Here is a 22,564-nt window from a genome sequence, read left to right as displayed (position 1 = left end):
GTAAGATTCCAGTAACAACTAGTGTTACACTCAATTTGCATCAAATGCATTGATAACTAAGGAATCTAGGGGGAGCGAATGCAAAAAAGGATTTTAGTATCACTAATTGTAACGTTGGGTGCCTGTTCGACTGAGAAGCCTGATACTGTCAGTATTGAAAGCCAAGATGACATGAAACAGGTATCGACTTTGGCCTTGAGTTCAACAGAGAACAGGGAAGAAGCTTCTCTGTCACCGCAAGAGAAGAGTAATTCAAAATACAGTTATGAATTGAACGGTGTGAAATTTAGTTCAAACGATAGAGTATTGAAGAAGGGAAGTGTTGTTCAGAGCTTGTCTGAGTCTGCTTTTGGATTGATCAGAGGGAGTTTTGTCGTAATCGCATCTCAGTTTCCCAAGGGAGTGACTGAACACTATGAAGTGAATGAGATCGCAACGTCAACCTATAGATTAATCCCCTTAGAGGGAAGCGGTGATTTTTACAAACTTTATCAAGCATTACGCAAGAACGATGCTTTTTCTCGTGTTGAAATAGAGATTGATTATAGCGGAAAACAAACATCAGATAGCTTCTGATAAGTCATAACACCTAAGGGATTAGAAATAAGGCCTGACATTGGTGAAATTGATTTAGAGAAAATCTTTGGTGGTTTAAAGTAATTTCCTTTAGAACAGACGTAAAAAAAGCCATAACTTAATGTTATGGCTTTTTTATATTTGATCACCATCTAAAGCTGGTGACAGTTAGCCCATGTTACTTACGACGACGTAGTGCAGCAAATGGTATGAGTAACAATGAAAGCCAGCCTAAAGAACCACCTGAACTACTAGTTTTCTCTTTAGATACAGCTGCAAAGCTTACTTTCACCTTGTTCTTCACTTCTCCTGTGCCATCACTCACAGTAAGCGTGAAGTTTAATGTCGCCTTTGGATCATTTAATGCGGGAGTCACGAAGCTTGCTTCGTTACTTGTAGCATTTTTGATTTCTACAGCAGGACCTGAATCTTGTGTCCAGCTATATGTCAGCACGTCATCAGCATTTGGGTCAATTGCAGTTGCGGATAACGTTACCACATCACCTTCTTTTACTAATGTAGAACTTGCCTTAGCAGTCACTGTTGGTAAACGGTTTTCACAAGCGAAAGTATCACCAGCAATTTGCTCATAGAAAACATTTGAGGTGATGTTGTTGAAGGTTACGTTATCAACTATCCATCCAAATTCACTTGTATTGGTGTCGGTAACCATACGGAAACGTAGCTGTACCTGATTGCCATTTAACGCTGTACCGAAGTTAACGGTTTCGGTTTCACCAAATGCAACCATTTTACCAGTAAAGGCTTTACGATCTGGCAATAGTTCATCTAGCTCACCTGTGTAACCCGTAGTTGAGAAGGTGCCACCCACCTTGGTAACGTCAACCCAATCTCCACCATTAACACTGATTTCAACGACACCACCATCGTACCCCTTTTCGATTTCGAAATAGTGGAACCAGCTCATGGTAAAGTCACCACCGTATCCTACGGTGAATGGCTTAGTTTCATAAGCAACATCGGATGAGAAGCCATTGTTTCTAATGTATAGATACTGGGTATCGACAGGGAAATATGCTGCATAGCGGCTACTTAGCTGTGCAGTGCCTTTCGCCAGATCACCACCTTCAAGTACTACCTCATTGAAATCCTTCAGGCCTGCAAAGTCTTCCATGTCACTTGTCGACATATTGCCTTCAATATCTTTGATCTTGAAGTCCATATTTACTGCAGTCGATAGTGTATAGGTCTGAGCTTTGATTTCGTCATCAAGGTCAGGGAATGACAGTTCAAAGGTAACTTCATCTGCAGTGGCTGCGTCGTTTAGGGTGAATTCAATTGGCTCGTTAGTTGCCTCACCGAATATGCCTACATCACCAAACGATACTTTGCCTTCATTGGCGAATGTTACGTCTTGACCACTAGTAACCTTAACGACACCTTCTATGCTTTCTAGCGCCTTACTACCTTTGTTCATAACAGTAAAGGCGACAGTGCCAGTTTCACCTTTATCTAAAATACCGTCTTTTGAACAATAGCCATTGGTGAGCCCTTCGAAATCACTATTGAGTTCATGATTGGCGACCGTAAAGGTAGCAAGTTCTGTCTCATATGATTCAACTACACCTGTGTGTTTCCGATCGAAACGATCTGGTGAAACCGCACCAAAACCCATACCACGACGAGCGAAGGCGGCTAACATCAGCTCGTAATCTGCAGGATCATTTGCATAGGCTGCGGCAAGAAGCGCATCACGGGCTTCGGTATAAGTAGGCGCGATTGGCGTCATCTTATAGCCTGCAACCAGATAATCCATCATCAAACTACGGGCTTCTTCGAATGAGTGACGTTCATCGTTGATTAACGCAACATAGCAATCCCATAGCATAGCAGCCCAAGGTTCACCTGCGTCATGTACTTCAGCGTTGCCATTGATGTCTGGGCCTGTACCATTGCCTAGCTCGACGTTGGCAAAGGTCAGTGGGTTGATGCTCATATCGGTACTGTAAGGATAGTTACGAATACCAGAGTAGAAGCTACCAACGTAAGAAACCGCGGCATAGGCCTTTTGGAACATCTCGTTGCCGGCTAGCTTGGCATCGTCAGCTTCAGATACTAACAGCAAGGCATGGAAATCACCCCAACCTTCACCCATTGAGCGGCCTTGTTGGTTGATCAAGCCTGATGCGTTGCCGACTAGACGATTAGAGATGTAATGACCCCATTCGTGCGCAACGATAGCGTTATCCCAAGAACTCGCCTTATATGGCTTGTTATTAAACATGGAGAGCGTGACATCTTTACCTGCATCCAAAAGCGCATAGATCTTTGCACCGTCATTGAATGATAATCCCATGTTAGGGATTTTCACTGTATCGTCAGAGCCACCCATAGGTGCTGGCTCATCAGTTCCAGAATTATTGGCAATGAGTACTGCAATTGCGCCCGCATCTTGAGCGTGTTTTACTTTTTGGGTAAAGGCACAAGCGCCGCGATCGATAATGGCAATGTTGCCCATTATGTCTGCGCCGTTCACAGTTTTATCGCAACCATCGGTTGTAGTATTAACACCATCATCGATACGTACAACTTTGCCCTCTACGTTAAATTGTCCTTGACCAAAGCCTGAGCGTTTAGTTGAGCCAAGCAGGCCGACAGTGTCATCAGAGGTGACTGTTACGCCATAGTCTTCGCCATTGACGGCATCTTTGCTATCCCATAGGTACATCTGCATGAGTGGAGAATAACCATCTGCAGGAGTACGCATGTTCGCGTTGTTAAAGCCAGAGTTATCTTGCACTTCGGCGCGAATAGCATCACCTTCGATACCACCACGATCATAGTTAAGTGCCTGGGCGTTACCAGAAGCTTCATCGAAACCATGATCGTAGAAAACGTCATGCAAGTAGTTGTTAATATAGAATAGGTTAACTACCGCAGCTTTACGGTTGTTGACAGAGCTTTCTAATTCGCTGGTGTTGTACTTATAGTCGAAGGTATTGGCGCTGGTTACTTCAGCAGTAAAGTCGCCATTGGTGAATCCATCGGGTGCAATGGCATCGACATAGGCATTTACGTTGTTACCTGAGGTTACGGTTGCATCTTCTGCTAGCCAAGCATCTTTTGTGCTAATTGGGCCGTGGGTAAGAGTTACCATAGGCGCATCCAAGTAAGCCGTAGCATCCTCTTGGTCTGCGCTAGTTGCAGGAATAACGTTGCCGTGAGGGCTATCCCAAGGCACGCCAGCTTCATCTGCATAGATGCGATAATTAAATGCCGAGTCTTCTGCAGTTAGGTTGTGCTTGAATAGGATTTCGTTGGTGTTTGCGTCGATAACAAAGCTATAAAATTCAGAATCTACACTTGTCTTATCACCAACTTCTAATTCGACATAGTGAGCGGCAACCAGCTTGCCCTTCTTCTCGAAGTAGACTTGTTTAGCACGCGGTGAGCCAATGATCTGCTTAGAGCCTGACATGTTCGACACTAAGAATGATTGATATTTAGCGTCATTACTCTTTTGCTTTGTCAGTGTAACTGCGTTACCACCCATATCGGCAAAGGCGGTCTCTACTGCGGCATTTGCGCCTTCAAATTCCTCTGTCAGACCAGAAATAGAAGGGCTACTATTGGTGACACTAGCAAATTGTCCAGATGCTGCTACCAACTGAAATTCTCTGTTCATCATGACATTGACTTCACGATTGAACACTTCGATGCCGTTAACTTCTTGAACATATTTGGCGACAGTTGCGCCACGGCCGCTGTCGTGCATGTTCTTAAGAACTGCCTTAGAAGGGCCCTTGTTTGCAGTCGAAATTCCTGTGACGGCATTGAGGTAATAATCGGCAGCAGTGGCTAATTTATATTTGTACTCCAATGCACCTAGTGCTGGGGCTTGCTGTCCTTTCTTAGCCCATTGAAAGGTACCCTTTCCGGTTTTGTGGTCAAACTGATCACGCATGCCAGAAACACTCTGAATTTGCTTCAGGTTTTGCGTTTGGGCAGGAGATAAGTTAAGAGTATTGATTGCTTGCGGGCTTGCCATTGCCGCAACTGAATAAGCGGCGCCTGATATCAGAGCTGCCGATATGGCTAGAGATAATTTAGTTTTCACAACTTCTTTCCTTGTCAAATAGAAGTGTTTGAGACACAAAACACTATTGGTATTGCTGTAACTTTGGTTACTAATGCTTTCTTATTTTGTTGCTGTCGTGTTGACGGCTTGTTCTTTTTAACACAAAAGATTGCCAAAGTTAAAGCTGGCAGAAGAAAAAGTTGCAAGTGTTTTTTTATTAGTCGTATCCACTAAGGCTGTAAGCCCTAGTGGTCTTGGGTTAAGGCTTTACCGCGCGGCTGATAGGATTTTGTAAACTGATGAGTGTTTCAGTCGATTGGATCTCATCAATAGACTGAATTCGGTTGATCAGCACATGCTGTAGGCCATCGATCGACTGGCACATTACCTTAACGAAGATGCTGTAGTTGCCTGTGGTGTAATAGGCCTCGGTGACCTCTTCTAATGCGTTGAGTTTGGCGATGGCGGCGGGATAGTCGCCGGCGCTCTTGAGGTTGATGCCGATAAAACAGCAGACGTCATAGCCGAGGGCCTTGGGGTTTACCGTGATCTGGGCGCCTGTGATGATGCCCGCCTGTTTCATCTTTTCTACCCGCACATGTATGGTGCCGGCGCTGACGCCGAAACGTTTGGCCAATTCGGCGAAGGGGGTGCGCGCCTCTTCCATAAGCGCCGAGAGGATCTGGTTGTCGAGCTGGTCTCGCTGAAATGAACTATCCATTGCTACATACCATTTTAAGTCAACATTATGAGGTAATTTACGGTATTGGTTAGCTAACTGCTAATCTTTTAACGAATTATGTAGATTTTATTGCGAAGCAGGCCCAGTGAATGCCGATAAGTTAACACCGGGCTCTATTGCTCCTCGGTGACATCCGTGAATGGGATTGGCGTGCTAAAGGTCATAGGCTGCCTGCTGTAGGGATGGGTCAGGCTCAGCGACTGGGCATGCAGCAGCAGACGCGGTGCCAGGCGTTTCGCCAGCGGGTCTGCGTAGAAGTTATCACCCAGGATGGGGTGCCCTATGGCCATCATATGCACACGCAGCTGGTGGGAGCGACCTGTGATCGGCGTGAGCTTAACCAGGGTCGAGCGCTTGGCGCGGCTGACGACTTCGAACAGGGTCTTAGAGGCCTTGCCTACGCTATGATCTACCTTCTGTTTCGGGCGGTTGGGCCAGTCGCAGATCAGCGGATAGTCGACGCTACCTTGCTCCGCCTTCAGATGGCCGGCGACCCGGGCGTAGTAGATCTTATGGGTTTCGCGATCGCGAAACTGGCGCTTTAGTTCCCGCTCGGCGCTGCGCCTGAGGGCCACTACGATAACGCCTGAAGTCGCCATATCCAGGCGGTGAACTATCTGGGCGTTGGGGTGATCGTGCAGGACGCGGGTATAGACGCTGTCATGATAGGCGGGGTCGCGGCCAGGCACAGAGAGTAGGCCTGAGGGTTTGTTGACCACCAGAATATCTTTATCCTCGTGGAGGATCTCGAGCCAGGGATCGGTGGGCGGCGCATACACAAAATCAGACATGGCAAACCTTGGGTGTTAAATCGGGCTGCAAAGATACCTTTAGGGTGCGGGCGGCGCAAGTTCTACCCACGAATCTTGCGTGGTTTAGCGGGGCTAAAAGCTGTGGCCATTGACATGCATGATGGCAAAGGTCCAGACCACGAACGCCAGGCTGAGGTGGATAAAGGCGTAGATGCTCTGATCAAGCCGCTCGATTCCCTTGGCCTGCCAGATCAATTTGCCATGCAGTAAGATGTTGAGGGGAAACAGCATAAACAGTGGGTAGAAGGCGATGGCGCTGTCGTCGCCGAACAGGGCGCGAGACACTATCGACCATAACACCATGAGGGCGGTGATCAATGGCGGCGCGGCGAGTCGGTACTGTTCGGGATAGGGAAACATCTATCGTCCTTAACGCTGTGAATTCCTAGTTAGCCGGTTTGCGGCCAATATATTGTGCCTTGAAGCAGGGCGTCTCTTCACAGCCTACATTACCTTCGAAAGCGTGCAAAGTCTGCCAGCCATAAAAGCGCTGTGATAATTCACCATCGGCCAGTAGGAAGTTGGGATTCTTGGGTCTGCCCACCTCGGCCTGCTTCTCTATGAAGGTCTCGTAGATGATGAGACCGCCGGGTTTGAGGCTCTCTTTAATGAGCTCAAACAGCGGGCGGTGCAGGTAGTTGAACACCAAAACTATGTCATATCGCGACTCGGGAAGTTGTGGCTCGCCGCTTTCCAAGTCGAGCGCTAAGGCCTGACAATGCTTAGGTACAGCCGCTAGCCTGCCAAGGTCTCTGTCGATAAAGGTGACCTGGGCGCCATGGGCGGCCAGCCAGAGGCCGTTACGCCCGCTGCCGCAGGCAAGGTCGAGCACCTGGAGATGATGCTCTTGTCCTAAAAGCTGGTTATCGAGCCCTAAAAGCTGGAGGTGCAGCGTCAGCAGCGGGGCGGCTTCAGCCCTTAATCTCTTTTCGTCCATCGAGGCGTCGTCCATGTATTACCGAGAAATGTCTGAGCCCCGCCGGGCCGTGGGAGACGATCACCGACAGCAAGACGATGGCGATCAGCAGCTCGGGCTTGTAGTTAGCGAGGGGAATAAACAGCGCCAGCAGGCAGAGTTTCATCAGGGTCAGCACGCCCTTTAGTTGGATCAGCCAGCGCCAGTCTCTGACCACCTCCCATAGCATCAGCAAGCTGCCGGTACTCATGGCCAAGATCCAGTAGTTGCACCACAGGCTTTTATCCACCCCGAGTAAGATGCCGCCACCGGCACCTGTTATGCCTAAGATATGCAGGGCACGCAGGCTGGTTTTGCTCAGGCGTTGCAGCCAAAATTTTTTCTCGGAAATCTGCTTATGCTTTTGACTCATGGGGCGAAAGAAGACTGAAAATTTGCGCCAGCTTAGCAGGAAATCGGCATAAAACACATTGACGGCTCACAAAGTTAACTATTTCGTGATCTAAGCGCGATTTATCTTTGCTAAGTCACATATTTCCTTGGCTATAATGGAGCCAAGACTGGCAGGGGCTTTGTGATACTAGGGTGACAAATCTCTGTCTAATGTTGAATCACTTTTAGGTAGCTAAGATGAGAATAGGTTTTTTTAGTGCCAAGCACTATGACATGGAACATTTCAACCGCACCAACCAGGCCTTTGGCGCTCAGATTGAGTATTTCGACTATCGCCTCTGTATGCAGTCGGTCAAGCTGGCCTATGGTTTCGAGGTGATCTGCGCCTTCGTTAACGATTCGTTATGTGAAGAGGTATTGGTAGAGCTAGCTAAAAATGGCACTAAGATCATTGCGATGCGCTGCGCCGGATTTAACAACGTCGATCTCGAGGCGGCCAAACGCCTGGGAATCAGGGTGGTGAACGTTCCTGCCTACTCGCCCGAGTCGGTAGCTGAGCATACTGTGGCCCTGATGCTGACCCTTAATCGTAAAGTGCACAAGGCCTACCAACGTACCCGCGATGCCAACTTTTCCCTCGAGGGGCTGGTGGGCTTCAACATGTATGGCCGCACAGTCGGCGTGATCGGCACGGGTAAGATAGGGGTGGCGACCATCAAGATCCTGCTGGGCTTCGGCTGTAAGGTGGTAGTTTACGATCCTTACCCTAACCAGGCGGTGCTGGATATGGGCATCGAATACCTGTCGCTGGACGAACTCTACGCGGTGAGCGACATCATCAGCCTGCATTGTCCGCTGACCAAAGAGAACCATCATCTGCTCAACAAGGCGAGCTTCGATAAGATGAAACCTGGGGTCATGGTGATCAACACCAGCCGTGGCGGCCTGCTAAATGCCTTCGATGCCATGGAGGCGCTCAAGACAGGGCAGATTGGTTCCCTCGGGCTGGATGTGTACGAGAATGAGAAAGAGCTCTTCTTCGAGGATAAGTCTAACCAGATCATTCAGGACGACGTGTTCAGACGCCTGTCGGCCTGCCACAACGTGATCTTTACCGGTCACCAGGCCTTCCTCACCGAAGAGGCGCTGGGCGCCATTGCTCACACCAGCCTGACCAATGTGCGTCAGCTGCTCGATGGCGAAGCGTGTCCTAACCAGCTATTTTAACTTCTTTCACTTCTCTTTCTTTCACTTCTTTAGTTTCGTCAGCCGGGTTTCACCTGACAAGGGGAGCCCAGGCTGATAACTTAGGGATAAGTTTATTGGCCTGAGGGCAAGATTATGATGGTAAAACAGGAAGTTCACGACATAGACACGCCCACGGGCACGATGCGCTGTTATCTCTATCGTCCCGACAGCGAGGGCTTGTTCTCGACGATCATCTTCTACTCGGAGATTTTCCAGCAGACCGCCCCTATCGCCAGGGCTGCGACCATGTTGGCCGGTCACGGTTTCGTGGTCTTGGTACCGGAAGTTTTCCATGAGCTCAATCCCATAGGCACGGTATTGGCCTATGATGATGAGGGCAAAGACAAGGGCAATCAGGATAAGTTTACCAAGGCGCTGGAACATCACGACAGCGATACCCAGGCCCTAGTCGACTTTGCCATGAGCCAGCCCTTCTGCACCAATCAGGTCGGTGCCATGGGCGTCTGTATCGGCGGTCATCTGGCCTACCGCGCCGCGCTCAATATCGACGTCGTCGGTGCCTTTTGTCTCTACCCTACGGACATCCACTCAGGTACCTTGCCGGCCAACCCGGGTAATGACTCCCTGAGTCGCACCGGAGATATTGAGGCGGAGTTGGTGCTGGTGTTTGGTAAGCAAGACCCCCATGTGCCGAGCGAGGGACGCAGGCTCATCTACGACAGACTCACTGAGACGGGGCGCAAGTTTACCTATCTCGAGGTCAATGCCCAGCATGCCTTTATGCGTGATGAGGGAGACAGATACGATCCCGCGTTGGCACTGCAGATCTATCAGCAGGCGGTGGGCTTCTTCCATCGAGTGCTGCGCTAATCTGCGTGCGTAAAAAGTTAATAGAACAAAAAGGCGAACCTAAGGTTCGCCTTTTTACTTTAGTCGAGACAATCTGCGCTAGAGGCTAGCTAGAGCCATTTGCGGCGCCTGAATAGCCAGATCAGTACCGCAGTGATGCTGAGCATGACCCCCCAGACGATGAAGTAGCCATCTTTATGTTTCAGCTCGGGAATATACTCGAAGTTCATGCCATAGATACCGGCGATAAAGGTGAGCGGCACGAAGATGGCGGTGATGATGGTCAGCACTTTCATGATGTTGTTCAGCCTGTGGGCGCTGATGGAGATGTAGCCGTCGATCAGATCGCTGGAGACCTGATAGAAGAGGTCCGCCAGACTGGCCGCCCTGTGTTGATGCTCGCACACGTCGTTGATCTCATGGTAGAGGCTGTCGTCGAAGGGCACTGAGGGCTCGCCGCGCAGGCTGTCGAACAGCTCCACATGGTAGTGAAAGTTGCGTCTCAGCCGGGTGAGATCTGTCTTGTAGAGCACCACCTCGGCCAGAATTTTATCGTCCGCCGTGGTGAGCATCACGGTTTCCAGCTCCTCCAGGCGGCTCTCGAGATCAAACAGGATCTTATGATAACGCTTGATCACGTAGCGGCTGAGCTTCAGCGCAACGGCGCCTGTGTTTTGCAGCGACAGCTCGCCAGCCTCCAGCGAGGTCATGGTGCGCTCGATGGAGAGCGAACGCTTGCTGTGGCGGGTCACGATGAAACGCGGCCCCACAAACAGCGCCAGCACTATGTTGTCGCAGTTGATGGAGTCAGAGTCGGCCGACAAGCCCCTAAGCAGAATAAAGGTATGGTCGTCGAAGTCCTCTATCTTAGGGGGATGGCGATCCCGCGAGGCGTCCTGTAGCGCCAATGGGTGCAGACCGAAATCCTGCTGCAGCGACTCGCTCAACTCATCGTCTATCTCACCGTCGATATTGAGCCAGAGTATGGTGTCGTCCCTCTGCTGCCAGCTGGCGACCTGAGACGCATCGCCCCGGGTGAGCGAATTATTTTGCGGATCATAGAGTAAAGTCGTGAGCATCGCGGCCCCCTGTCGGTTAATCGCTTTGTACTTGAGTATGGTCTTTCTCGGGCGATTCGCTCAATGGCTTGGCCTGAGTGTGCGCCTGAGTCAGTTTCAATACTCCTTTCTGTAGCATCAGGTTGTTAGGGTAGGTGATGGTGATGCCGTCGCTGCGCTCGATCAACACGTGAAACAGACTGATCTCGGCGATGATGCCGCTAACATCTTCATCCTTATCGATAATTTTGATGTGATCGCCAATACGGTAGGGGAAGACGAAGAAGATCAAGATCCCGGCGGTGATGTTACTTAAAATCGACCATTGGGCCACCAAGGCCACGCCGAGCACGGCAAATACCGAGGAGATAAACAAGGAAACCTGCTGATATTCGATGCCGAGTGAGATCACCCAGAGACAGGCGATGATGATAAACAGCAGGTAGGTAATATATTGGGTCACCATTTTGGTGCGTTTAAAGGAGACCTGTTTGGACTCGGCCAGCTTGGCGATCCAGTTGGTAAGCAGACGCTGGGCGAAGATGAAGATGCCTATGTAGAGACAGCTGACGAGTAGGGTTTGTGTCATGGTAAATTGCAAATGAGCCAAAGATTTCAAACAAATACTACAAGGCTTGCCCGATTGCAATGCGAGAATGATGGGGCGAATGAGGGGGGGGGGGGGCTGCTTAGTTTTTACCCTTGACTCACAAACTAAACTCGTGTGCCTGCCTTTCTTTTTGTATAAGGCTCTATAAAAGGTTTCAGGGAAGGGATCTGCCTGCTGTTGTGTGCGCTGTTGCCTTTGCTATTGCCTTTGCCGTTGTGGGGGCTTTTGCGGCATACTAGCGCCTTTATTTCGCCTAACCTTTGTTGCGTTTGAAGTCCTGCGCCCAAGATGAGGCGTCCCTGCGGAGAGAGAGATGTCAGACTATATCACCCTATATACCGGCGAAGATGACCATGGCCCACTGCTGGTCATGGAAGATAAGGAGGTTCGCCTGCTCTCCTTTGGGGATAACGATGAGCAGAGCAAGCTGCTCAAGTCGGCGCTGCATGTGCCCATGCATACCTATCTGCAGGCCATGTTGCTGGTGCTACTGTTTATCAAGCCTAAACGCGTCATCGTACTCGGCCTGGGGGGGGGCGGCCTCATTCATGCATTGCGTAATTTCGACCGCGGGATCAATATCACGGCGGTAGAGCTGAGGGAGGCGGTGATCGAGGTGGCCAAGCGTTATTTCTGGTTGCCGCTGGGGAAGAAGCTCAACCTGATTCATCAGGACGCCAATGCGTTTCTGGCAGATACGGATCATAAGAAGGCCGATGTGATCTTCGCCGATATCTATCATGGCGACGGCGTGGATGAGCAGCAGCTCAGCGAGACCTTTATCGCCAACGCCGCCGCCCTGCTCAAGAGTGAAGGTTATTTGGTGCTTAACTGCTGGAAGGAGCATAGCCGCGACTCCGCCTTGCTGGCCCTGTTACAGAAACACTTTAGCGACGTGCGCGCCTGCCTGACAGGTGGCGGCAACTGGGTGGTGCTCGCTGGTAAACAGGCGCGGCAGATAAGCGCCAGCGGCCTTAAAGCCGAGGCGCAGCAGTTGTCGCTGCTGCTAGACTTTCAGTTAGGCCGCAGCCTGACCCGCTTCGAAACCTGGGAGTGAGACTGACTCGCTCCCCTTAATCGGTTTTTTACGGCTATGCCATTATGTAATAGACTTGTAATCTTAAAAACCGATTAGCATGATAGCTTTTATCCGTTATATTTAATTGTCCAGTCTCGTTATTATCTCTTCATCGACAAAGAACACGGGGTTAAGGCAAACGCCTCACCCCCACAAATTTACTGTTAATAACGAGCACTGGAGCAAGCAATGACTCAATCTATCATCAACACCGAAATCAAGCCTTTCTCAGCCACCGCATATCACAAGGGCGACTTCGTCTCTGTAACTGAGCAAGACCTACTGGGTAAGTGGTCTGTGGTTTTCTTCTACCCAGCCGACTTCACCTTTGTCTGCCCAACAGAGCTGGGTGACATGGCTGACCATTACGAGAAGCTACAGTCTATGGGTGTTGAAGTTTACTCAGTGTCTACCGACACTCACTTCACTCACAAGGCGTGGCACGATAGCTCAGACACTATCGGCAAGATCAACTACCCAATGATTGGCGACCCAACGGGTGTTATCTCACGCAACTTCGGCGTGATGATCGAAGAGGAAGGTCTGGCACTACGTGGTACCTTCGTGATCAACCCAGAAGGTCAGATCAAGGTTGCCGAGATTCACGACCTGGGTATCGGTCGTAGCGCTTCTGAGCTGGTTCGTAAGATCCAAGCGGCCCAGTATGTTGCGACTCACGACGGTGAAGTTTGCCCGGCAGCATGGCAGCCAGGTGAAGAGACCCTAGCGCCTTCACTGGACCTAGTTGGTAAGATCTAAGATCTTCCACATCAGGGTCGCCCGGGGCCTCATCATCTCGGGCGACCCGGCGAAAGCCAAAGTAGTTTAATCATCATTCTTTTTCATTGCCGGTTCACCTCCCCCTGCATGCGAGCCGGCAATTTTTCCCTATGTTTTTGGCTCCCTTCTGGGGGCCACTTTTTCCTAGGAGTTATCATGTTAGATGCGAATGTGAAAAATCAGCTGACTACCTATCTGCAAAACCTCAAGCGCCCAGTTGAACTTGTCGTATCGGCAGATGAGCGTCCTAAAGCAAAAGAGTTATTGTCGCTGGCAACCGATATTGCCGCGCTTTCAGAATTAGTGTCATTGACCGAATCCGTGGGTGAGCGTACCCCGTCGATGACTGTGAAGAGTGCCGATAACGGCAGTCAGATCCATTTTGCCGGCCTGCCAATGGGCCACGAGTTTACCTCTCTGGTGCTGGCCCTGCTGCACACAGGCGGCCATCCGATCAAGCTTGCACCTGAGGTGATCGAGCAGATCCGCGACCTACCCGGCGAGTATCGCTTCGAGACCTATGTGTCACTCAGCTGTCAAACCTGTCCGGAGGTGGTGCAGGCGCTCAACATGATGTCGGCGATCAACCCCAATATCCAAAACACCATGATAGACGGCGCCCTGTTCCAAGATGAAGTGAACGAGCGCAATATCATGGCGGTTCCCTCTGTCTACCTGAACGACGAGCCGTTTTCTGTCGGTGGTATTAGCGTGGTCGAGATCCTCAATAAGCTGGATGTCAACGCGGCAAGCCGTCAGGCGGAAAAGCTCAGCCAGAAAGAGGCTTTCGATGTGCTGGTGGTCGGTGGCGGCCCGGCTGGCGCATCGGCCGCCATCTATGCGGCCCGTAAGGGACTGAGAACCGGCATCCTGGCGGACAAGTTTGGTGGTCAGGTGGCCGAAACCGTAGGCATCGAAAACTTTATCTCGGTCAAGGCGACCGAAGGGCCTAAGCTGGTGGCCAACCTGGAAGCCCATGTTCACGACTATGATGTCGACATCATGGATAACCAGCGTGCCCTGAGCCTTAAGTCAGGCGAGCTGTTTGAGATCCAGACCGAAAGCGGTGCACTGCTGCGCAGCAAGACGGTACTACTGGCTACGGGCGCTCGCTGGCGCGAGATGAATGTGCCGGGTGAGAAAGAATATCGCGGCAAAGGCGTCGCCTACTGCCCACACTGTGACGGCCCGCTGTTTAAGGGCAAGCGTGTCGCCGTGATTGGCGGTGGTAACTCGGGCATAGAGGCGGCCATCGATCTGGCCAATATCGTCGAGCATGTTACCGTGCTGGAGTTCGACAGCAAGCTACGCGCCGACGAGGTGTTGCAGCGTAAGGCAGCCTCCATGGGCAACATAGAGATCATCACCCAGGCGATGACCACAGAAGTGGTGGGCGATGGCACACGGGTACAAGGCCTGAACTACACAGACAGAGCCACGGGCGAGCAGCACCATGTTGCCCTGGCGGGTATCTTCGTACAGATAGGTCTGGTGCCTAACGCCGAGTGGCTCAAGGGCACAGTGGATCTTAGTGATCGCGGTGAGATCATTGTCGATGCTAAAGGCCAGACCTCATTGCCAGGCGTATTTGCCGCAGGCGATGTGACCAACTCAGCCTTTAAACAGATCATCATCGCCATGGGTAGCGGCGCAACGGCCTCTCTGGGCGCATTCGATTACCTGATCCGCCTCGGCGAGCCAGCAGACGCGGTAGCCGCCTAAAGGTACAAAATGCCACAAAATAAACAGTCAGCTTTATGCTGGCTGTTTTTTTTTTCGTCTTTATAATTACTTAAGCTTATGACGAAAGCAGAAGAGGGCGGGCACAGACACGATGAATAGTAAGCCAAAAAGCTTTGACGAACTACTAGTCCAAGAAACCCATATCTATCTTTGCCGCTCGGTAAAATGGACCGCCTATCTCTCTGTGTTCCTACTTGTCGCCATTTTCCTTGCGTCCATGCTACAGAAGAATAGTCTTCTGACGCTGCAGGATCTTCTGGTGCTGCAAATGCCAACCCTGTGCATCGCCCTGTTTGGTCTGGCGGGGATCCTCTATCGTCAGCCAGAGCAGCATCGCATGGGGCTGGTGTTGGCCTATCTACTGGTGTTAGAAGTTGCCTGGATCTACTTTGTGGTGGGCCATTACTGGCTCACCAGTTCCTATAACCTGTTGGGCGAATATGGCTCTCTTGCCACCGTCGATTCGGTAACCGACGTGCTGGTATTCACCTTCGCCATCTCTCTCTATCCGGTGCGTCGCTGGCTCCTGGTCAGTGTGGTGCCTCTGTTACTGGTTAGCCTAGTGACCCGGCTTATCGAGATCCCGGAAAATCCTATCTTTGCCCTGACCAAGTTTGTCTGTCTCTTGGTGATCATCATTACCGGGCAGAAGGTGTTGCTGCAATGGTTTCGTAAGGCTATCTTGCGCGACGCCGAGAAACAGCAGTTGTTGCAGCAGTTTAAGCGTATGGCGCTCATCGATGGTCTAACTGACCTGAGTAACAGGCGTCATTTCGATGAGGTGCTCGCCTTGGAGATCAAGGCCGCCGAGCGCACCGGCGATCCTCTGAGCATGATCTTGTTGGACGTGGATTTCTTCAAGCGCCTTAACGACAGCCTGGGCCATAGCGATGGCGATCGCTGTCTGGTAAGGCTGGGTGAGGTGCTGCATGGTGTGGCCTCCCGGCCTCGGGATCTGGCGGCGCGATATGGCGGCGAGGAGTTTGCCATCATTTTGCCCGATACAGATCTCGACGGGGCGCGCCATATTGCCGAGCAGATACGTTATGAGCTCAAGGACGCCGAGATCCCCCATCCCGATTCTACTCTCGGCGCCTATGTCACCGTCTCTCAGGGGGTCTGTTTGTGGCAGCCGGGCTTGGATGCGGATGAGCTGCTGGCCTGCGCCGATCAGCTCCTCTATCAGAGTAAGGCCCAGGGGCGGGATAGATACAGTACTGGGGTGGCCAAGGGGGAGGCGGCCGAAGATAAGGTCGTCAGTTCCTACCAGTCTTGACGGCGCCTCTGGAAGGCGCCCATAAAAGGCTAGCTGTATTTGGCGTCTATGGTCTTTAGCGAGCGTAAAAACAGCCCCAGGCCGCCAATTGCCAGCACCAGTATGACCAAGAGATCGAAGGTGCTCATGGTCCTGAGGTTGAATCTGACGCTGGAGAGTACACCAAAAATAAGCGCCGTGAGTGAGCCTAGGGTCAAGAGCCAACCCAGCAGGTTTCTGGCGTTGTAGAAGATGATGCCTATGCCGAAGATCAGTGGGATCAGTATGGTGCCACCGGTGATCCCCATGCCACCGACGTTGTAGAGTCGATAGCCTAGGCTAAAGTTTGAGGTCACTGAAATGGCGTTCAGCAGCAGGTAGAAACCACCACACATCATCACCAAGCCCACTAAAAACAGGCCTATTCCTCCGGAACTGCCGCCGGCTCCTCGCATCTTGTTATCCTCCATAATTAATCTTCCACTGTTTGTGACTAGCTATCTGTAACCAGTTTTGCCAGATTTGCTCGCCTGGGCATATAGCAAGGTCGGCTCAGCTTAGTATTTTTTACCGCGTTAGCCAAATAACTTTGTCTGATGTCGGCAAGCCTTGAGGTAGGCAAGGGGAGTGATGAGCCTGAGGCAACATCAAACAGCGACAAATAAGGGCCATAAAAAAAGCCCTCATGATGAGGGCTTTGCGAAGTTCGCTCTGATCTAAGCTGTGGTATTAATGTTGTGACCACTATTTCCCACAGGCCCAGCGCTAGGCGCCGAGTCAACTGCTTCAATCAGTTGTAGTGCAATCTCTCCCTCTGCCTGCTGCTGCTCTTTGGCGAGCTGTGCAACTTTAACCCCAACGCTTCCATTGCTTAGATTAGGTTGTAGATTACTGGTTCCAACTGTTATTGCCATGATTACCGCCTTAAACTGGGTGAGAGCCTACTTACTTTGTGACTATAGTTAACCGAAAAATTCGCTTAGGTTAACTATAGTGCTATCGGCAGCGTTTTGGAAAACTTTAGCCTTTGCCAAATTAACTGGTGGCGCCGCGTCTCTCTATCAATTTGCGTCCCATGCTGATGATGAAGGTCAGGCCGATGGAGGCGAAGATCAAGCCAATGGCCAGGCCGGCATTTTGCAGCGCGGTCGGATCCAGGGCCAGCATGCCGCCCAGGCCAATCATCATGATCCCCGACATCAGCTTCAGTGTCTGTCCCTCTTTCTCGGTGAGCTTGCGCTTACCCAGGGTGGCGCTGAAGGCGATCACGATAGCCGCCAGCGGGATCACATAGACTATGTTGTAGAAGGCCAGGTAGAGATAGCGCTCGAATGCCGGCAGCTCATGCATAGACAAGACGCTGGTGTAGATCATCGGGAAGCCTGCGGTGCACAGCAGCTCATAGGCGTTGGCCAATATGGCCAAGACCACAGTGCCGGCAATCATCGCCGCCATGCTACTGGCGCTGGTGAGTTTACCCATGCGCTTGATAAGCCCGGTGCGGTTCTCCGCCGACATGGAGAGGCTGACCTCGCCCTTGGTGAAGAAGTATTCCTTGATGTTGATGGCACCGGCGACCAAGGCCATCAGGCCGGCCCCGAGTATGATGAGGCCACCATCGCTCCCTGCGCCCAGCAGTTCGAAGATGTTGAGCCAGGCGATCATAAACAGGAAGTAGATAAAGCCCGAGAAGAAGACGAAGATGCCGCCGACGATCAGCATGCGGCTGCGGCTCTTGGCATTTACCATGATAGAGAGCAGAAACAGCAGCACGAAGAAGGCGCACGGGTTAAAGGCATCGACCCCGGCGAGCACCACGGTTAACACTGGCAAGGAGAGCTGCTCTGGCGCCACCACGCCGATCAGTGGCAGTTCTATAGGCTGTACCTTAGTGACGGGCGCGGCAGGTGCGCTTTCTTCCAGCCCCAGGTCACAGGTACCGGGCTCGCTACTGGCGCTACAGGTGGCAAACAGCGGCTCGCCCTCAGCGGATGCCATGCCTGCTTGGGTAGCCTGATCATTGTCTGCGACCACACCGCCCAAGGCGCGGTAACAGGCCTTGAGCTGCTGTAGAATAAATTGCCCAGTCACGGCTTCGCTGCTGTAGCCTACGGTTGCCTGTTCGCAGGCGGCGATATAGGGCACGGAGCGGGCGGCAACCTTGGTCTGCTCGGCGATTGTCTGCCATTTCTCTTGAGTCCCCGCCTGAGACACCATGTGTGACTCCAGCTCAATCCAGGGATACTTTTCCGGCAGACTGTCGATGAAGGGGTGCGCCTCGGCGCAGTGCGGGCAGGTCTTAGACCAGAAGAAATAGAGCTTAATTTTCAGCTGGCCGTCGGCGTCGACATAATGCCAGGTGGCATTCTGAGACGCAGTGTGTTGCTCGGCCTGTGCGAAGCTGGGTAGTGCGCTCGAGAGTAACAGAAAACAAAACATCAGGGCTCTAAACATAATCCCTCCCCGGGGCTGACTTGCCAAAAGACGATGACAAAGGCGTGAATCCTCTAGGGACAGTTTACTGCGGGTGATGGGGGAGACTAAGTTTATGTTTAAGATTTGCAACGCAAATCTTGAAATGTACAGGAAGTGTTAACTGGCGCGGATTTTTGTTTATCGTCAAGCCGCCTCGCTAATTCTGAGGGAGACGGCTTGCTGACTAGTGCCTACTCGCTGAGGCGCTTACTTTAGTTGTTGACGGCTTGGGTCTACCGTGCTGGCGATGGCTGTTTCGTTCTCGCCCTGCTGGCACCAGTGAAGGCTGAGGGTACGGGTATCTTCCTTGCTGGCCGTCAGCAGCTTAGTGACCACAGGCTGGTTGTAGTCGGCCTTGGTCAGGAAGGTCTTGACCCGCTCGATGCGGCGGTTGGCGAGCCAGAGGTTATAGTCTCTGAGCTTCTTATCTGTCTCGCCCTTATAGAGGGGAAACTCCAGCAGCAGGTAACCGCTGTCGGCTTGAGTCTTCTCGATCAGCGCCTGCAACTGTTTGGCATATCGGCTATCGAAGTAAGAGCTGTTTTTCTCAAAGGGAATATCGCCAAAGCTAATGTTTTGTGGGCAGGCGGCACTGGCTTGGGCGGCAAAGAGAAATGACAACATCACTAGCAGCAATTGCTTCATAGTGAACACCTCCATTGTGTTTTTTAGTGTATCGAGCTGAATAGTGGGGGGAATTTAGGGGATTATCGCTCGAAAAGCAACCATCTTTGTTGGTGGAAAGGGGCGGAAATTTCAGCCTTTTTGAGTATTTAACCTAGCGTCAGGATTCAGTCGAGCCGCATCTAGATGGTTTTACTTAATTATTTGATTAAGTCTCTGTAAAGATGACAGATTATTGACTAACTATGCAGTAAAAAATTTTTTTGATAATTTTTCACTTTGGCCTGCGCATGGCGTAAACTTGGTAAAAGTTGTGTGCAATTTAATGATGGCGATCCAATTCATGAGTCAATCCACGAGCCAAGATTCTCACCCTAATCCCCTGGCCCTCGAAAACCAGGTCTGCTTCTCGCTTTATAGCGCCGCCAATGCCATGGTGCGTGCCTACCGCCCTCTGCTGGAGGCGTTGGACTTGACCTATTCGCAATATCTGGCGATGTTGGTGCTGTGGCAGGAGCCGGGGATCAGCGTCAAGACCCTGGGTGAGCAGCTGCACCTGGACTCGGGCACCCTGACGCCTCTGCTAAAACGCTTGGAAAGCAAAGGCCTGGTGACCCGCGGGCGAAGCGAAGCCGACGAGCGGGTGCGGGTGTTGCAGCTGACCGACGCAGGCCGTGAGCTGCAGCAGCAGGCCCGGTCGATCCCTATGCAGATGCGTTGCAAACTTGGGGGCGAGCCCGAAGAGTTTATTGAACTCAAGCGCCTGTGTGACAAGGCCTACCGCTATCTGGATGCGGCGAGCCAGAGCGAGAATAGATAGGTTTATTTGGCGAAAGGATGCGATATGCAAGCAGTGGATTTAGTGGTGATTGGTGGCGGAATAACCGGGGTGGGTATCGCCCAGTGTGCCCAGGCCGCCGGCTACTCTGTGGTGCTGCTTGAGAAGGATAATCTGGGCGAGAAGACCTCGTCGAACTCCAGTAAGTTGATCCATGGTGGCCTGCGTTACTTAGAATCGGGCCAACTCGGCTTGGTGCGCCAATCCCTGAGTGAGCGCAAGGCGCTGCTGACACTGGCGCCCGAGCTGGTCAAGCCTGTGCCTTTCTACATTCCCCTCTACCGTGGCAGTCAGCGCGGCCCGCTGGCCATTCGGGCCGGGTTGAGTTTGTATGCCTTGCTCAGCGAGCTAGATCCCCTGGGCCAGTTTCAGTCTGTGCCGGCCAGTCGCTGGAGTGAACTGGCCGGTCTCAAACTCAAGGGGCTGCGCGCCGTGTTTCGTTACTGGGACGCCCAGACCGACGATGGCGCCCTGACCCGCGCTGTGGCCCAGAGTGCCAGACGGTTGGGGGCAGAGCTGCTGACCCAGATCAGCCTGGAGCAGATAGAGCACAGGCCAGACTCCTGCATCGTCAGCTTCAGCCATAAGGGGGAATCGCGGCGCCTCAGTAGTCGCTGCGTCATCAATGCCACCGGGCCCTGGGTCAATCAGACACTCGAGCTGGTCATCCCTAAGGTGGAGGTCTCGCCGGTAGAGCTGGTGCAGGGGAGCCATCTTGTGCTGGATATTCCAGCGCCCAGCGGCATCTTCTACCTGGAGTCTATCTTCGATAAGCGGGTGGTGTTTGTCATGCCCTGGCAGGGTAAGACAATGATAGGCACCACAGAGACCCTAATCGATGCGGTGGACACGGCGGGCGTGACGCAGGCCGAGGAGGCTTATCTGCTGGGGATCTACCGCCACTATTTCCCTCTGAGTGAGAATGATGGCGCACTCGAAGGGCGCATCACAGGGCGATACTGCGGCGTGCGCGTGCTGCCCAAACAGGGCGGCGAGGCGTTCGATCTGCCCAGGGATACCATGATGCTGTCGCGCGATACCCATCCCAACCTACTCACCGTCTATGGCGGCAAGCTGACCACCTTCAGGCACACGGCTAAGGAGGCGTTGGCCTGGGTCAAGAGTCGCCGCGGGCCCAAGCCGATACGTGCCGATGTCGATAAGTTGCGCCTCACGCCCGTGGTAGATGAATCATTGGTAAGCCTGTCACCCTCGGCGACAGGTGATTTTTCTCCTCAAAAAGGCTAAAGTAGGGCGCCTTTTTTAAGCTAAGCTGCGAGCAAACCATCCGTGAAGTGTGCCTATTTCGATGCTAATCAGTGTCTTTCCTGTCGTCATCTCAAGACGCCCCTGAGTGATCAGGTGGCGGCGAAAACGGCGACCCTGGAGGCACTGCTCAAGGAGCTGCCGGTGGAGCAGTGGCTTCCTCCTGTGGTGGGGCCAGCGAGCGGTTTTCGTAACAAGGCCAAGATGGTGGTGTTGGGCGCCGCCCATCAACCTATATTGGGGCTGGTGAGCCCGAGTGGCGAGGCGGTGAGCCTGTGTGATTGCAGCCTCTATCCTCAGGATATGCAGCAGTTGCTGCATCGTTTAGAGGCGTTCGTGCGCCAGGCCGGCATTCCGCCCTATAGGGTCGATAAGGCCAAGGGCGAGCTTAAATTTATCCTGCTGACCCGCAGTCAAGTACGCGGCGAGTATATGCTGCGTTTCGTGATGCGCTCAGAGCAGGCCATTCCCCGCATCGAACGTGAACTGCCAAGGCTGTTAGCCGAGCACCCCGAGATCAAGGTGGTGTCGGTGAACCTCCAGCCTGTACATATGGCTATTTTGGAAGGAGAGGAGGAGATCTTCCTTACCGAGGCGACTCGGCTGGAGGAGGAATTTAACGGAGTGCCCCTCTACATTCGTCCCAAGAGCTTCTTCCAGACCCATCCCGAAGTGGCGGCCAAACTCTACCTGAGCGCGCGGGAGTGGACCCGTGAGCTGGCGCCTAAATCCATTTGGGATCTCTTCTGCGGCGTCGGCGGTTTCGGCCTGCACTGCGCCTCGAAGGATGTGGCCCTCACCGGCATAGAGATCGAGGCCGAGGCGATCGCCTGCGCCAAGATGTCGGCCGAGACGCTGGGGCTTGATAAGATGCGCTTCACCGCGCTGGACTCGACCAGCTTCGCCAGCGACAGCCGCGGTCAAGAGAAGCCGGAGCTTATTATAGTCAACCCGCCCAGACGTGGTATAGGCGAGGCCTTGTGCCACTCCCTGAGTGAGTTTGCCCCTAAGGCGATCCTCTACTCCAGCTGTAATCCCAAGACGCTGGCCAAAGATCTACATTGCATCTCAGGTTACCGGGTGACCAAGGTACAGTTGTTTGACATGTTCCCCCACACAGATCATTTCGAGGTGCTGGTGATGTTGCAGCGCATCGGCGAGTAACCGGCCAAGTTGCTAATGGTAGCTCTCAAGTCTCTTTTTTGAGTCTGTCATCAGGCTGTCATCTGTCTGTCATAATTTAAATAGCCATGCTATTCAAAAGGCTGCGCTGGCTTAAGCGACGTGGTCAAATCACGGGC

General features: G+C 52.2%; 22 protein-coding genes. 10 read left to right on the top strand and 12 right to left on the bottom strand.

Features of this window, described 5'->3' with window-relative positions:
- Positions 1-78 precede the first annotated feature (78 nt).
- Positions 79-576: a hypothetical protein gene (locus AYI87_RS17555; protein ID WP_144203979.1), complete on the top strand. Its 498-nt coding sequence runs from the start codon at positions 79-81 to the stop codon at positions 574-576.
- A 178-nt stretch (positions 577-754) separates the two neighbouring features.
- Here AYI87_RS17555 and AYI87_RS17550 read toward each other — a convergent pair whose 3' ends face one another.
- From AYI87_RS17550 to AYI87_RS17525, 6 genes are all read right to left on the bottom strand, one after another.
- Positions 755-4,654 (bottom strand): rhombosortase-dependent M36 family metallopeptidase, encoded by a 3,900-nt coding sequence (locus tag AYI87_RS17550; RefSeq protein WP_144203978.1) that lies wholly within the window; start codon positions 4,652-4,654, stop codon positions 755-757.
- Between the two features lie 220 nt (positions 4,655-4,874).
- Positions 4,875-5,336 carry a transcriptional regulator AsnC gene (gene asnC / locus AYI87_RS17545; protein ID WP_011864588.1) on the bottom strand — a complete coding sequence of 154 codons (462 nt, stop codon included), beginning with the start codon at positions 5,334-5,336 and terminating at the stop codon, positions 4,875-4,877.
- A gap of 134 nt (positions 5,337-5,470) precedes the next feature.
- Positions 5,471-6,148, bottom strand: coding sequence for a bifunctional tRNA pseudouridine(32) synthase/23S rRNA pseudouridine(746) synthase RluA (gene rluA / locus AYI87_RS17540; protein WP_144203977.1), 678 nt, complete (start codon positions 6,146-6,148; stop codon positions 5,471-5,473).
- Between the two features lie 93 nt (positions 6,149-6,241).
- Positions 6,242-6,529: a hypothetical protein gene (locus tag AYI87_RS17535; protein WP_144203976.1), complete on the bottom strand. Its 288-nt coding sequence runs from the start codon at positions 6,527-6,529 to the stop codon at positions 6,242-6,244.
- Positions 6,530-6,554: 25 nt separating this feature from the next.
- Positions 6,555-7,106: a class I SAM-dependent methyltransferase gene (locus tag AYI87_RS17530; RefSeq protein WP_144203975.1), complete on the bottom strand. Its 552-nt coding sequence runs from the start codon at positions 7,104-7,106 to the stop codon at positions 6,555-6,557.
- Complete coding sequence (locus AYI87_RS17525) at positions 7,081-7,497, bottom strand: hypothetical protein (RefSeq protein WP_144203974.1); 417 nt, start codon at positions 7,495-7,497, stop codon at positions 7,081-7,083. Before AYI87_RS17525 ends, AYI87_RS17530 begins: the two co-directional genes overlap by 26 nt.
- Before the next feature lie 218 nt (positions 7,498-7,715).
- Between AYI87_RS17525 and AYI87_RS17520 the strand changes: the two genes are divergently transcribed.
- Together AYI87_RS17520 and AYI87_RS17515 are read left to right on the top strand one after the other, a co-directional pair.
- The gene (locus tag AYI87_RS17520) at positions 7,716-8,705 is read left to right on the top strand and encodes a 2-hydroxyacid dehydrogenase (protein ID WP_144203973.1); all 990 of its coding nucleotides are present in this window, start codon (positions 7,716-7,718) and stop codon (positions 8,703-8,705) included.
- Positions 8,706-8,819: 114 nt separating this feature from the next.
- On the top strand, positions 8,820-9,557 hold the full coding sequence (locus AYI87_RS17515) for a dienelactone hydrolase family protein (RefSeq protein ID WP_144203972.1): 738 nt from the start codon (positions 8,820-8,822) through the stop codon (positions 9,555-9,557).
- 89 nt (positions 9,558-9,646) lie between these two features.
- Here the strand turns inward: AYI87_RS17515 and corA are convergent, their stop codons facing one another.
- Positions 9,647-10,615, bottom strand: coding sequence for a magnesium/cobalt transporter CorA (gene corA / locus AYI87_RS17510; RefSeq protein ID WP_144203971.1), 969 nt, complete (start codon positions 10,613-10,615; stop codon positions 9,647-9,649).
- Positions 10,616-10,631: 16 nt separating this feature from the next.
- On the bottom strand, positions 10,632-11,183 hold the full coding sequence (locus AYI87_RS17505; protein ID WP_144203970.1) for a mechanosensitive ion channel domain-containing protein: 552 nt from the start codon (positions 11,181-11,183) through the stop codon (positions 10,632-10,634).
- 334 nt (positions 11,184-11,517) lie between these two features.
- On the opposite strand from AYI87_RS17505, the gene AYI87_RS17500 reads away from it, so the two are divergent.
- The 4 genes from AYI87_RS17500 (at position 11,518) to AYI87_RS17485 (ending at position 16,081) form a co-directional block, all read left to right on the top strand.
- The gene (locus tag AYI87_RS17500; RefSeq protein ID WP_144203969.1) at positions 11,518-12,261 is read left to right on the top strand and encodes a spermidine synthase; all 744 of its coding nucleotides are present in this window, start codon (positions 11,518-11,520) and stop codon (positions 12,259-12,261) included.
- Between the two features lie 210 nt (positions 12,262-12,471).
- The gene (gene ahpC / locus AYI87_RS17495; RefSeq protein WP_011864598.1) at positions 12,472-13,041 is read left to right on the top strand and encodes an alkyl hydroperoxide reductase subunit C; all 570 of its coding nucleotides are present in this window, start codon (positions 12,472-12,474) and stop codon (positions 13,039-13,041) included.
- A gap of 177 nt (positions 13,042-13,218) precedes the next feature.
- Complete coding sequence (ahpF, locus tag AYI87_RS17490) at positions 13,219-14,784, top strand: alkyl hydroperoxide reductase subunit F (RefSeq protein ID WP_144203968.1); 1,566 nt, start codon at positions 13,219-13,221, stop codon at positions 14,782-14,784.
- 112 nt (positions 14,785-14,896) lie between these two features.
- The gene (locus AYI87_RS17485; RefSeq protein ID WP_144203967.1) at positions 14,897-16,081 is read left to right on the top strand and encodes a GGDEF domain-containing protein; all 1,185 of its coding nucleotides are present in this window, start codon (positions 14,897-14,899) and stop codon (positions 16,079-16,081) included.
- A gap of 29 nt (positions 16,082-16,110) precedes the next feature.
- On the opposite strand, the gene AYI87_RS17480 is transcribed toward AYI87_RS17485, so the two are convergent.
- From AYI87_RS17480 to AYI87_RS17465, 4 genes are all read right to left on the bottom strand, one after another.
- The gene (locus tag AYI87_RS17480) at positions 16,111-16,515 is read right to left on the bottom strand and encodes a hypothetical protein (protein ID WP_144203966.1); all 405 of its coding nucleotides are present in this window, start codon (positions 16,513-16,515) and stop codon (positions 16,111-16,113) included.
- A gap of 261 nt (positions 16,516-16,776) precedes the next feature.
- The gene (locus AYI87_RS17475; protein ID WP_011864602.1) at positions 16,777-16,974 is read right to left on the bottom strand and encodes a hypothetical protein; all 198 of its coding nucleotides are present in this window, start codon (positions 16,972-16,974) and stop codon (positions 16,777-16,779) included.
- A gap of 121 nt (positions 16,975-17,095) precedes the next feature.
- A complete protein-coding gene (locus AYI87_RS17470) occupies positions 17,096-18,514 on the bottom strand; it encodes a cytochrome C biosynthesis protein (RefSeq protein ID WP_144203965.1) in 1,419 nt (472 codons plus the stop codon).
- A gap of 228 nt (positions 18,515-18,742) precedes the next feature.
- On the bottom strand, positions 18,743-19,180 hold the full coding sequence (locus AYI87_RS17465) for a hypothetical protein (RefSeq protein WP_144203964.1): 438 nt from the start codon (positions 19,178-19,180) through the stop codon (positions 18,743-18,745).
- 322 nt (positions 19,181-19,502) lie between these two features.
- Between AYI87_RS17465 and AYI87_RS17460 the strand changes: the two genes are divergently transcribed.
- From AYI87_RS17460 to rlmC, 3 genes are read left to right on the top strand one after another with little or no spacing between them, the layout of a single operon-like run.
- Positions 19,503-19,979 (top strand): MarR family transcriptional regulator, encoded by a 477-nt coding sequence (locus AYI87_RS17460; RefSeq protein WP_260865173.1) that lies wholly within the window; start codon positions 19,503-19,505, stop codon positions 19,977-19,979.
- A gap of 24 nt (positions 19,980-20,003) precedes the next feature.
- Entirely contained in the window at positions 20,004-21,245 is a 1,242-nt protein-coding gene (locus AYI87_RS17455) for a glycerol-3-phosphate dehydrogenase/oxidase (protein WP_144203962.1), read from the top strand.
- A 42-nt stretch (positions 21,246-21,287) separates the two neighbouring features.
- Positions 21,288-22,427: a 23S rRNA (uracil(747)-C(5))-methyltransferase RlmC gene (gene rlmC / locus AYI87_RS17450; protein WP_144203961.1), complete on the top strand. Its 1,140-nt coding sequence runs from the start codon at positions 21,288-21,290 to the stop codon at positions 22,425-22,427.
- Positions 22,428-22,564: the final 137 nt, after the last annotated feature.

Source organism: Shewanella sp. KCT, assembly GCF_007636505.1.
In the GTDB taxonomy this organism is placed as follows: Bacteria; Pseudomonadota; Gammaproteobacteria; order Enterobacterales; family Shewanellaceae; genus Shewanella; species Shewanella halotolerans.
This window is presented reverse-complemented; position numbering and strand designations above follow the sequence as displayed.

Bases quoted from the DNA above. Each gene is read 5' to 3' on its own strand.
- AYI87_RS17555 (WP_144203979.1), top strand. From the start codon at position 79: ATGCAAAAAAGGATTTTAGTATCACTAATTGTAACGTTGGGTGCCTGT.
- AYI87_RS17500 (WP_144203969.1), top strand. From the start codon at position 11,518: ATGTCAGACTATATCACCCTATATACCGGCGAAGATGACCATGGCCCA.
- AYI87_RS17535 (WP_144203976.1), bottom strand. From the start codon at position 6,529: ATGTTTCCCTATCCCGAACAGTACCGACTCGCCGCGCCGCCATTGATC.
- AYI87_RS17525 (WP_144203974.1), bottom strand. From the start codon at position 7,497: ATGAGTCAAAAGCATAAGCAGATTTCCGAGAAAAAATTTTGGCTGCAA.
- AYI87_RS17470 (WP_144203965.1), bottom strand. From the start codon at position 18,514: ATGTTTAGAGCCCTGATGTTTTGTTTTCTGTTACTCTCGAGCGCACTA.
- corA (WP_144203971.1), bottom strand. From the start codon at position 10,615: ATGCTCACGACTTTACTCTATGATCCGCAAAATAATTCGCTCACCCGG.
- ahpC (WP_011864598.1), top strand. From the start codon at position 12,472: ATGACTCAATCTATCATCAACACCGAAATCAAGCCTTTCTCAGCCACC.
- AYI87_RS17485 (WP_144203967.1), top strand. From the start codon at position 14,897: ATGAATAGTAAGCCAAAAAGCTTTGACGAACTACTAGTCCAAGAAACC.
- rluA (WP_144203977.1), bottom strand. From the start codon at position 6,148: ATGTCTGATTTTGTGTATGCGCCGCCCACCGATCCCTGGCTCGAGATC.
- AYI87_RS17505 (WP_144203970.1), bottom strand. From the start codon at position 11,183: ATGACACAAACCCTACTCGTCAGCTGTCTCTACATAGGCATCTTCATC.
- asnC (WP_011864588.1), bottom strand. From the start codon at position 5,336: ATGGATAGTTCATTTCAGCGAGACCAGCTCGACAACCAGATCCTCTCG.
- AYI87_RS17480 (WP_144203966.1), bottom strand. From the start codon at position 16,515: ATGCGAGGAGCCGGCGGCAGTTCCGGAGGAATAGGCCTGTTTTTAGTG.
- ahpF (WP_144203968.1), top strand. From the start codon at position 13,219: ATGTTAGATGCGAATGTGAAAAATCAGCTGACTACCTATCTGCAAAAC.
- AYI87_RS17465 (WP_144203964.1), bottom strand. From the start codon at position 19,180: ATGAAGCAATTGCTGCTAGTGATGTTGTCATTTCTCTTTGCCGCCCAA.
- AYI87_RS17515 (WP_144203972.1), top strand. From the start codon at position 8,820: ATGATGGTAAAACAGGAAGTTCACGACATAGACACGCCCACGGGCACG.
- AYI87_RS17455 (WP_144203962.1), top strand. From the start codon at position 20,004: ATGCAAGCAGTGGATTTAGTGGTGATTGGTGGCGGAATAACCGGGGTG.
- AYI87_RS17460 (WP_260865173.1), top strand. From the start codon at position 19,503: ATGAGTCAATCCACGAGCCAAGATTCTCACCCTAATCCCCTGGCCCTC.
- AYI87_RS17530 (WP_144203975.1), bottom strand. From the start codon at position 7,106: ATGGACGAAAAGAGATTAAGGGCTGAAGCCGCCCCGCTGCTGACGCTG.
- AYI87_RS17520 (WP_144203973.1), top strand. From the start codon at position 7,716: ATGAGAATAGGTTTTTTTAGTGCCAAGCACTATGACATGGAACATTTC.
- AYI87_RS17475 (WP_011864602.1), bottom strand. From the start codon at position 16,974: ATGGCAATAACAGTTGGAACCAGTAATCTACAACCTAATCTAAGCAAT.